We start from the raw sequence: 10,955 nt of genomic DNA, 5'->3' as shown, positions 1-10,955 counted from the left end.
GGCGGTCCTTAATCCCCACCCCCCGCGCCGGGGGGGGCCGGGGCTCGCGCGATACGGGGGTGGTCCCCCCAGATTCCGGGGGGGTCCCCGCCCCTCTTCGCGAGCAAGCCCGCTCCCACAGGGGATGTGGGGTGTGTCTCAAGCCTCACCATCGCCTCGGAAAAAAACTGTGGGGGGCACAAATCTCCCTCACCCGAATCGAGACGTACTTGTGGCGAGGGAGCTTGCTCCCGCTCGGCTGCGCAGCAGTCGCAAAAGCGGTGTGCGCGGTGTGCCTGGCGAAACGGTGTGGCTGATTTGGGGTTGCTTCGCAACCCAGCGGGAGCAAGCTCCCTCGCCACAGGAGCTGGTGTTGGATGGACTGGGTGTGATCGGGCACTGAGCCGTTGCGGGCTCGCTAGTCATGCACCGTCACTCGGTTGCGCCCGGTCTTCTTCGAGGTATACAGCGCCTGGTCCGCCCTGGCGATCAGGTCGGCGTGGTCGTTCGCGGGCTGGCTCAGGTCGGCCACGCCCAGGCTGATGGTGAAACGGATGGCCTGGTCGTTGTACTGCACCTCCAGCGCTTCGACGGCCTGGCGCATACGCTCGGCAAAAATCCGGGCGCCGGCCTTGTCGGTGTCTGACAGCACCACGCCGAACTCTTCCCCGCCATAACGCCCCGCCACGTCGGATTCGCGTACATGCTCGCGCAGCAGCCTGGCGACATGCTCGATGACCTTGTCGCCCGCCTGGTGGCCGTAGGTGTCGTTGACCCGCTTGAAGTGATCGATATCGAGCATCACCAGGCTCAACGCATTGCCGTAGCGCTGGTGCCGGGCATAGGCGGCCTTGAGGTTGCTCTCCCAATGACCGCGGTTGTACAACCCCGTCAGCCGATCGGTGCTGGAGAGGAGTTGCAGCTGTGCGTTGGCGGCCTGGAGCTGATGCCGGTTGGTGGCGACGTCGGTGACGTCATAGATCACCAGGCAGATGTGCTTGATGGTGTTGTCCGGCGAGCGCAGCGGCAGCAGGGTGGTGTTCTGGTACATGAACGCTTCCTGGCCGGTGATCGGCTGGTAGCTCTTGAAGCGCATCAGGTACGGACGCTGCTCCCAGACCGTGCACGCCGGCGTGCCCAGGGTCGCGACGCTTTACACCTTGCGACTGAACCATTGGCGATCGATTTCAGGGAACAGGCTGAAAAAATGCTGGTTGTGGGCGTCCTTGGGCTGCACCCCGGAGCGGTTCTCCATGAAGGTGTTCCAGACTTGCACGCGGTACTCGCGGTCGAGCACCACCACCCCGACGTCGATGCTCTGAACGATCGCCAGCAACCAGTGGAACTCGTTCAGATCGATGGATTCGCTCATGGCTCAGTTCATCAGGTAGGCAAGTTTATGGGTCAACCGTTCGATGGAGTCCTCCGTGAACAGCAACAACAGGTCGAAACGAATATCGTGCCCCTCCAGGCTGTAGCTGATTTCCACCGCCAGGGTCTTTTTCCAGTGCTTGCTGTTGTCCCGGATCAATTCCTCGATGGCGGCGTGCTGGCCGAGAATCTGCGGGTGGCCCTGGGAAAACACCACGTCGATCTGTTCGGCAATGCTGCTCAGGCACGCGCCGATCAAGACACTGGAAAGGTCCAGCAGCATTTCCAGGTCCGAATAGTCGGCGCTCTGGCGCTGCATCAATTGCGCGATATCGGCGATTTCCGAATCGTGGAAGATCAGCAAGGCTTCGCCGGCGATGCCGCTGCCGATAAACCCCTGGCAAATGGCGGTGAGTTGCTGGGAACTGACGACATCGTTCAAGGCCATGTGCAATTCACCGACCTCGAGGAGGTTGACGTTCGGCACCGGCAATTGCACGAAGACCCCCAACACCTTGGCGATCAGCGCCGCCGCCCGGCCGATGGCCACGTTGACGGTCTCGCGGAATGCATCGTGGAAACCGATGGCCACGTTCGTGGCCGAACGATTCTGCGGCGGCACCTGCCCGGGTTGGGCCAGTAGCCCCAGCCGCGCCAGCGTCTGGCGCAGGTCGTTTTCGTCGAACGGCTTTTTCAGGAACGCCAGGGCGCCCAACTCCAGCACGCGGCGCACCGCCTCATCCTGGACGTCACCGGAAATCACGATCACCTGCGCCTTCAAGCCCTCGTCGCGCAAGGCGTTCAACACCTGGTAGCCATCCATCTCCGGCATGGTCAGGTCGAGCAACACCACGTGGCCCAGGCCCTGGCGTATGGCGTCCATGGCCTGGCGCCCGTTGGTCGCCTCGGTGACCGAAACCGGCCAGTCCGCCGGCAGGGCACGCAACACCTGTTTGCGCGCCATGTTGGAGTCGTCACACACCACCAGAGGGATCAACGACACAAGGACATCCATCGAATTTCAATGGCAGGAGAGGAGGTGCTGCGTACGTCATTCATAGGCTTGCAAAGACCCTTTTGATTAACGAATCGGGTTTATCAAGCGTGGTGTCCAGCACCAGGCACTGCTGGACACGGTTGTATTGAAACTGGACCAATAAGTCAGGGACGTCAACTGCACTTCGTCATCGAATCCTGGGCAAAGCCACGGTCGGCGCGCGATTGGGCGTGGCGGGCGCGGTTTGTGGTCTATAGTTTTCCGCAGGCGGTCGGTGACCCGCAGTCCGTCAGTGGGAACAATGCAGGGAGCACACCATGGCGATCCAACGGGCGAGTGTCATGACGTCGGCCCCGAGTGTCGTCCATCGAGAAAACGCCCGGGCCGATGTGACGAACAATCTGTTTCGGCGCGGTTTCGACCAGGCCAGGGAAGCCTATGTCCTGTTCCCATTGCTGGCGGCCCTGCTGCTGTTGCTCATCTGGGCCGGTACCCTGTACCTCATCAAGGTCGAACACGCGCGTGCGCAGCAGGGGATTGCCGAAGCGAGCCTGGAAATCGGCGCCACCTACGAAGCGCAGATCCTGCGGGCGGTGCGTGAAATCGACCAGACCCTCAAGCTGGTCAAGTACACCTACGAGTCCGAGCGCGAGCCCAACCCGTTGCCCAAGCTCAAGGCACGCGGTTTGCTGCCTTCTCCCTACTTGTTTGACGTCAGCGTCGTCGATGCCAGCGGCCGGGTCGTGGCCAGTACCCAGCCGAGCGAGGCCGGAAGCAGGATGGCCCAAGACGCGCTGCAAACGCCAGGGCCGGACACGGCGCTGTCGATTGGCCGCCCGTGGAAAAGCCCGGCGACGGGGGAGTGGACATTGCGTTTCAGTCGGCGGCTCGATGAAGGGAATGGCGGGTTCGCCGGGATCGCCATGATCGAGGTCGACGCGGCCTATTTCGTCAGCAGTTATGACCCCTCGAAACTGGGCGACCACGGCTTGCTCGGCCTGCTGGGCATCGACGGCATCTTCCGGGCACGGCGCAGTGGGGAAACGATCTCGGCCGGTGACCCGATCGATTACGCCAGCGTGGTGCCGGATACGGAAAACACCGAGGCTGTACGCGCGATCAACCCATGGGACGGTGTGCGGCGCTATACCAGTGCCCGCCAGCTCTACGACTTTCCGCTGGCGGTGATCGTCGGCTTGTCCGAGGAAGAACAACTGGCTGCGGTGACCCGGCAGGCGCAGCGCTATCTCTGGCGCGCGGCGGGCGCCAGCCTGCTACTGGTGTTGTTGGCGGGACTTCTCGCGCGGATGAGCTGGCAACTGGCGCAAAGCCGCTTGCGCGCGGGCGAAGCGAAAATTGCCTACGCGGAAAGTGTCGAGTACTTGGCCTATCACGATGGCCTCACGGCATTGCCCAATCGCAGCCTGTTCAGCAAGCTGTTGAGCCAGAGCATCCGTGAGGCCGACCGTTACGATCGGCAATTGGCCGTGTTGTTCCTTGACCTCGACCGTTTCAAGCAAGTCAATGACACGCTGGGGCACGATGCCGGCGATCAACTGCTCATGGAGGTGGCGCAGCGTCTCGAGGCGTGTCTGCGCAGCAGCGATACGGTGGCCCGGTTGGGCGGCGACGAATTCGTGATCCTGCTGCCGGAGCTGTCGGAGGACAACGACGTGGCGAGCGCCGCGCAGAAAGTCCTTGGTGCGATTGCCCGGCCTTTCAACCTTCAGGGCCAGGAGTTTCGGGTGACTGCCAGCGTCGGGATCAGCGTGTTTCCACAGGAAGGCCTGGACGAGCAGACCCTCACGAAAAACGCCGATATCGCGATGTACCAGGCCAAGCAACGTGGCAAGAACAACTTCCAGTTCTACTCCGCGAAACTGAACGCCGATTCTTTGGAACGGCTGACCCTGGAGCTGAGCCTGCGCCACGCCCTGGAGCGCCAGGAGTTCCAGCTGCATTACCAGGCCAAGCGGGACATTCGCAGTGGCCTGATCACCGGCATGGAAGCGCTGCTGCGCTGGAATCATCCCGACCTGGGGATCGTGGCGCCCATGCAGTTCATCCCCATTGCGGAAGAGACCGGTTTGATCGTGCCGATCGGCAAGTGGGTGCTCAAGACCGCCTGCCAGCAAAACGTCGCCTGGCAACGACAAGGCCTGCCGCACCTGGGCGTCGCCGTGAACCTCACGGCACGGCAGTTTGCCGATGAGGACCTGCTGGCGGATTTGGCCGAGATATTGGCCGAAACCGGTATGGATGCGCGCCTGCTGGAACTGGAAATCGCCGAGCGCCTGCTCATGCAGGACGTCAAGAGGGCGCTGAGTGTGTTGACCGGGCTCAAGCGCCTGCAGGTCCGTATCGCCATCGATGATTTCGGTATCGGCTATTCGTCGCTCTCTGCCCTCGAACAGTTTCCGTTGGATGTCATCAAGATCGACCGCTCGTGTATCTGCGACACCAGCAGCGTGTCGGAAGACAAAGCCCTCACCGAGGCCATCATCGCGATGGGCCGCACCCTCAGCCTGACCGTGGTGGCCCAGGGCGTGGAAACCAAGGAGCAGGCCGATTTCCTGAGGGACAATGCGTGCGATGAGTTCCAGGGTTTCTATTTCAACAGGCCGATTCCCGCCGATCAGTTCAAGTTATTGCTGCAGGCCCAGGCAACTGATCCAAACCTCGCTCCGTAAGGACTCGCCATTCCTTGCGGCTCGAGCGGCAGTGCCCGGACGCTGTCATCCAGCTCCCGCGCGTCGAGATAGCCGATGGTGTCGGGGTTCTCGGCAATACGTTTCTTGACTTCCGTGCCGCTTGAAACCGCCAGTGGCGGCTGGCCCCTGCCGGTGAAGATGATTTTTGACCAGTGCGCCTTGAGCTGGGCAGCGGACTTGCCGGTGATCGTTGTGTAGAACTCATCGCGGGTCGGGGAATCTTCTGTCTGGTCGATGGGAATCGCCTGGCCGCCACCGGGAAAACGACTGGCCTTGCCCAGGAAAATATCCGCCACCTGATTGCGCGCGAGTGTCTTCACCGGGCTGGACATGGCGACGACCACCACCACGTCGGCCTTGACGGCAGCGCTGGCGGCGACCAGGGCGAGCCCCGCCACAGCGAATCCGATGAATCTCACAACCCACATGGCCTGCTCCATCAGAAGACAAAATCCACAGCCAGGCTGATGACGTTGAGCGAGCCCCCCGACGTGAAGTCCGGTTGGGGATTGATCAACGGACCGACCGAGTGGCCCTTGAAACGTGTGTGATCGAATTGCACTTTGGCATCCATGTTCCTGGTGAAATCCCAGCGCATGCCCAGGGAAAGGGTCTGCTGGCCTTCGTTCGAGCCCAAGACCGAATTGAGCGCACCGTTAAGCTCGGCGGCCGTGCCCGCCAAGGCCGGTGGCAAGGCCGCTATCGTCAGGCCCGGGCTGGAAACTTCGGTTTCGGTCCGGGAGCGTGCGTAGGTGACGTAGGGCGTGAACGCTTCGATGCGGTACCCGCCGCTGATGTACCAGGCACTGGTGCGGCCCAGGCCGGAGCGGCTATCGAGACGCCCCCATTCACTCATGACGAACCAGTCGCCCGGATCGTAGCTGGCGCCCACGCCGAGAAATTCGACGGGGGTGTCATCGGAGTCGTAGCGATCGGCAATGGCGATGCCTTCTGTGCCGAACGCTCTGAACGTATCGAAGAGTGAATTGAACTGCTCCAGGGTCAGGTCGGCTTTCATGTAGGTGATGCGCGTGGTGAGCACGTCGAACTCGGTGGTATTGGTGATTCCCCAGAAGTTTCTCGTCAGTGCCTTGCCGGCCCCGTCGGGCTGCCGGCTGTCGGTCTGGCCGTAGTGAGCCTGTACGGTATTGATGATTGCATCGACATGAAACCGGTAGCTGCCATCGATGCCGTCGCTGCTGGAGATCGGCATCAGGCTGTAGACCTCCATGGGCGCGCGTACCCAGGGCAGGGTATAGCCCACTTTACGGGTGTCGGACACCAGGAAGGTCGGCAACACAGTACGGCCAATGCGCGCGTTGAAATCCGGCGTGAACTGGTACTTGATGTTGGCCCACTCGACGAAGGGCCGGTAGCTGTTGTCGTAGCGCTGCTCGGAAATGACCTGCACCACGGCCGAAAGCTGCGGGGTGAAGGTGGCCGTCAGTTGGGCGCCTATCAGGCTGTCGACGTCAGCGCTCCAGTTGCGCGAATGCCCGGCGCCGTTGGGCTTGAAGATGCTGGAGGTGAAGTCGGCTTTTTTCTCGCTGGAATGGACGATCCCCACCGTGCCGAAACTGCTCAGCGAGAACGTCTCGGTAGCGTCGGCACTGGCGCCGCCGGCGTACAGCGTCACGACGACCAAGGCCAAGGTATTGTTTTTTTTCACCATGGGCTCAAGGTGACCTCGTTGCGTGGATCGCCATTCGTCTGTTCCTTGTACGGTCGGCTGAATCTGCGCGCCATTACCCAGCGAAGCCTAGTCTAGATCGCCAGTTTGAGCGTAAAGGTCGCCCCTGTTCCCGGCCCATCGCTATGGGCCTCCAGCGAACCGCCCATCTCCATGGCCGCCAGGACGCAACTGTGCAGGCCAAAGCCATGGCCATCCTTGCGTGTGGTAAATCCGTGGGCAAAGATCCGCGTCAGATTCTCGGGCACGATGCCTTCGCCGTTGTCGATGACTTTGATGACCAAAGTGTCGTCCTGGGGAATCTCGCTCTGAAGGATGATTTGAGGGGCCGGCTCCAATCGGTCACCCATCGCCCTGCTGGCGTTTTTTATCAGGTTGATGAGGATCAGCAGCACACGGTGCTTGTCCAGTTGCAGCAAGGGCGTGTCGGCCAGGTTTCTCACCACGGTGATCCGATGCGCCGCGATGATGCCGGCGTTCATGCGCAGGGCATCCTCGATCAGGTCCTTGACCTGCACGGTTTCGGCGAGGCTGGATGGACCCGCATAGGATTGCTGGGCGGCGACGATTTCCTTGATGTGATCGACGCTTTTGCTCAGTTGGCCGAGTTCTTCGGTCATGCTCTGTTGCTCGATCGCCAGTGCGTCCACCAACTGGTTCAGGTAGCCGGGCAACAGCTTGCCTTTGTCGTCGTGGGAGATGAAATCGCCGAGGTCTTCGGCGTGCTCGTTCATCATTTGCACCGCCTTGCCAAGCCCCAAGGCCTTGCTGGTGCGCAGTTTGCGGGTGACCAGATCGGCGGAGATATTCACGCTGTTAAGCACGTTACCGACGTTGTGCAGCACATTGGTGGCGATTTCCGCCATGCCGGCCTGGCGTGCGGCCGCGGCCAGTTGGACCTGGGCTTCGGCGGCGCGCAAGCGGCTTTGCGCCAGCTGCCAGCTCCTCCGGGCGAGCAGGCCCACAAGCAATACCAGCACCAGGCTGCCGCCCGCGGCACGCCACAGATAGGTACGCGCTTGCTGGTTCACCGCGGCCAGCTGTTCTTCCTCGGACAACCCGACGATCACCGCCAGCGGAAAATCATAGAGCTGGCGGGCACTGGTGTAGCGCCGCACGCCGTCCCAACCGTTGATCGAGAGCGTCGCCTCGGTGTTTTCAGCGTCCGGCACCACCGCCGTGTAATTGACCGCATCGCCGGCCGATAGCGTTTCCCCGGTGCGCCGTACGCGAAAGATGCCGTCCGTACCCAGCAGCCCGAGCGCACCCTGGTCGCCGAGTTTCGAGGCGTCGTAGCTGCTGACGAAATAGGCAGCATCCACTTCGACCCTGGCGATCCCGGAAAGCCTGCCATCCGCGGCATCGAGTCGCCGGCTGAAGCGCAAGCGCCATTCTCCAGTGATTGGGCTTTTCCATGGATGGCTGATGGACAACGAATCGCTGTGCCGCAGCGTTTGCTGTTCATCCGGGTCAGCGATGTTTTCCCGGTCGTTGACCCGCGTGCTCGCCACGAGCCGGCCGTCCGGATTGACCACACTGACGTCGAACACCAAGGCCGGCGGCAACAAGGCCCGCTCCTGGAGGCGGCGCAGGGGATTGGGCTCGTCCTCGGTCTCAAAGGTGTATTTGACCAGCTTGAGGGTCTGATCGATTTCATGGATGGCGCGCAACATTTGCGCTTCGTAGGTAGCGCCCATCTCCAGGCTGGCCGTCGCGGCGCTCTGCTGCGCGCGAAGATGTTCAACCTTGATCAGGTAGAGGGTGGCGCTCCAGACGACCAGCAACAGCAGGGCAGCCAGCAACGGGAACAGGATGTAGGCTTCCTTGGCCTGGTCGAAGAAACGCCGAAGCGTGCTGGCTTCGGTACCGCCATCGGCTTCTGCACAATGAGCGGTGCCAGGGGCCAACCCCAGTGTCTCGGGCCGCTGGATCGGCATGGCTTGCTCCCTGCATTGTTCGACCGGAGGCTGGTGAGCATCCGACACGGTTACGGCTCGAGGGGGTGTTGCTCCTGAAGGCCCGAGCGAAAGAGCCTGGATGTGTCTGACTATAGACCACAAACTCTGCATGCCAATTATGCGAAGAGGGATGGAGTGTCGCGCAGGTCATTTGCGCTTTTTCAGGGATCTGATTGCGCAGCAAGAGGGCACATTTTGAATTGAACCCTGTGACCCAAGTGCATCCTGTGGCGAGGGAGCTTGCTCCCGCTGGGCTGCGCAGCGGCCCCAAATCAGCCACACCGTTTCGCCAGGCACACCGCGGACACCGCTTTTGCGACTGCTGCGCAGCCGAGCGGGAGCAAGCTCCCTCGCCACAGATCTATCTTTCCCATGCTCTATTTCGTAGGCACAGGATGCGGGTTCACACCGCTTGCTTGACCTTGCGATGCACCCACTGCGCCTCGTCCTTTAGCTCCAGGACGTGCCAATGGAAGTGCTCCAGGGAAGCGCTGTGCCCGACGCTGATCAGGATCGTGTCCGGCAGCGTCTCCCTGAGCAGCTGATAGCAACGCGCTTCGTTTGCCGCATCCAGCGCTGAGCTGCTTTCGTCGAGGAACAGCACCGTGGGCCGGGCCAGCAGGGCCCTGACGAACGCGCAGCGTTGCTGTTCGCCGATGCTGAGGGTCTGTGACCAGTCCCGCTCCTCTTCCAACTGATCGGCCAGGTGTTGCAGGCCGACTTGCTCCATGACCTGGCGTAGCGCGGCATCCTCGTCGCGACGGGGCGGGTTGGGGTACCAGAGCGCTTCGCGCAGGCTGCCCAGCGGCAGGTAGGGTTTTTGCGACAGGGTCAGGGCGCGCTCGCGGTCATAGCCACTCGAGCCGCGAGCGTGATGCCACAGCCCGGTGATCGTGCGGATCAGCGTCGATTTGCCGTAGCCGGATGGTGCGCTGATCATCAGGCTGTCGCCGGGTTTGAGTGACAGGTTGAAACCTTTGAACAACGGCCGGCCATTGGGCAGCCAGATGTCCAGGTCCTTGATATCAAGACCGCTGGCCTGCTGTTCGTGCCTGACCTGGGACTTGACCTCGACGTTATCCAGGCGCTCCTGGAAGCCGACCAAGCGGTCGATCACCGATTTCCATTCCGACAGTTCCGGGAACACGCTCACCAGGTAGGCGATGGCCGCGTGCACTTCGCCGAAGGCCGCGCTTATCTGCGTCAGGCGGCCGAGGGGAAAGGCGCCGGCAAAGAACTGTGGTGCCATGATGAACATCGGGATGACCGTCGCGCTGCGCAAATAGAAGGTCGAGTAGCCCATGATCAGCTTCTGTTTCTTCACCAGCGCCCAGAAGTTTTCCAGCGCCGCGTCCAGGCGACGGTTGAAGCGTTCGTTCTCCACGACTTCGCCGCGGTATTGCGCCACCGAGTCAGCGTTCTCCCGCAGGCGGATGAGCGAGAAACGAAAGTCCGCTTCACGCCGCTGTTGCATGAAATTGAGGCTGGGCAGGGCGCGGCCCAGCCAAAAGGCCAGGCCGGTGCCCAGGAACGCATACACCAGGGCGATCCCCACCAGCAGTCCCGGAATGACGAACGCCTGATCGTTGAATGGCACGCTGACGAGGCTGGAGGCTTGCCAGAGGATATGCAGGAAGGAAAACAGCGACACCACCGACGTCAACAGGCCCAGGCTCAACTTGAGTGACTTGACGATGAACAGGTCGATGTCTTCGGCGATCCGCTGATCGGGGTTGTCGACATCGGTTTCGGTCAATTTCAGCTTCTGGTAGCGCTGGCTGCCCAGCCACTGATCGAGCATGTTGCGGGTCGCCCAGCGACGCCAGCGGATGGTCAGCTTTTGCTGAAAGTGAAACGCGCCCACGGTAAAGGCCGCCGTGCCGATCTGCAGCAGGATGAATTGCAGGCTGCCGATCAGGAAGCCGTGGTAATCCAAGGCCTGCAAGGCGTTATAGAAATGCAGGTTCCAGAAGTTGGTGAGGATGTTGACACCGACCAGGCACAGGGTCATCAGCACGGTGGCCAACAGCAGCCACAGGGCCGGGTACTTTTCCTCGGAAGCCCAGAAAGGCCGCGCGAGACGCCAGAAGTTGCGGAGTGTGTGCATGGAGTCTTGATGAGCCTGGTCGCTAACGACGTTGAGTTTGCAGGGGAGGGAGGATAGGATCAGCCAATGCTAATCGTTTGCATTAATTAGGGAAAGCCACGGGAGCCCCGTTATCGAATTTCCAGAATGGCTTAACCAGGCC

6 protein-coding genes and 1 pseudogene are annotated in these 10,955 nt (G+C 61.6%); 1 reads left to right on the top strand and 6 read right to left on the bottom strand.

Annotation, left to right across the window (positions count from 1 at the left end):
- Positions 1-397: 397 nt before the first annotated feature.
- Together HGO40_RS13390 and HGO40_RS13385 are read right to left on the bottom strand one after the other, a co-directional pair.
- A pseudogene (locus HGO40_RS13390) lies at positions 398-1,351 on the bottom strand (sensor domain-containing diguanylate cyclase).
- A gap of 3 nt (positions 1,352-1,354) precedes the next feature.
- A complete protein-coding gene (locus tag HGO40_RS13385; protein WP_250963387.1) occupies positions 1,355-2,365 on the bottom strand; it encodes a response regulator in 1,011 nt (336 codons plus the stop codon).
- Between the two features lie 299 nt (positions 2,366-2,664).
- Between HGO40_RS13385 and HGO40_RS13380 the strand changes: the two genes are divergently transcribed.
- The gene (locus HGO40_RS13380; RefSeq protein WP_250963386.1) at positions 2,665-5,037 is read left to right on the top strand and encodes a bifunctional diguanylate cyclase/phosphodiesterase; all 2,373 of its coding nucleotides are present in this window, start codon (positions 2,665-2,667) and stop codon (positions 5,035-5,037) included.
- Here HGO40_RS13380 and HGO40_RS13375 read toward each other — a convergent pair.
- From HGO40_RS13375 to HGO40_RS13360, 4 genes are all read right to left on the bottom strand, one after another.
- Entirely contained in the window at positions 4,983-5,498 is a 516-nt protein-coding gene (locus HGO40_RS13375) for a type 2 periplasmic-binding domain-containing protein (protein WP_250963385.1), read from the bottom strand. The two genes, HGO40_RS13380 and HGO40_RS13375, sit on opposite strands and share 55 nt — an antisense overlap.
- Positions 5,498-6,730 (bottom strand): porin, encoded by a 1,233-nt coding sequence (locus tag HGO40_RS13370; RefSeq protein WP_250963384.1) that lies wholly within the window; start codon positions 6,728-6,730, stop codon positions 5,498-5,500. The genes HGO40_RS13375 and HGO40_RS13370 overlap by 1 nt, the downstream gene beginning before the upstream one ends.
- Positions 6,731-6,822: 92 nt before the next feature.
- A complete protein-coding gene (locus tag HGO40_RS13365) occupies positions 6,823-8,685 on the bottom strand; it encodes an ATP-binding protein (RefSeq protein WP_250963383.1) in 1,863 nt (620 codons plus the stop codon).
- 424 nt (positions 8,686-9,109) lie between these two features.
- Positions 9,110-10,813: an ABC transporter ATP-binding protein/permease gene (locus tag HGO40_RS13360; protein ID WP_250963382.1), complete on the bottom strand. Its 1,704-nt coding sequence runs from the start codon at positions 10,811-10,813 to the stop codon at positions 9,110-9,112.
- Positions 10,814-10,955: the final 142 nt, after the last annotated feature.

Origin of the sequence: Pseudomonas sp. CG7, assembly GCF_023701885.1 — a bacterium.
Lineage (GTDB): Bacteria > Pseudomonadota > Gammaproteobacteria > Pseudomonadales > Pseudomonadaceae > Aquipseudomonas > Aquipseudomonas zanjanensis.
The sequence above is the reverse complement of the archived record's forward strand: the minus strand, read 5'-3'. Positions and strand labels throughout refer to the sequence as shown.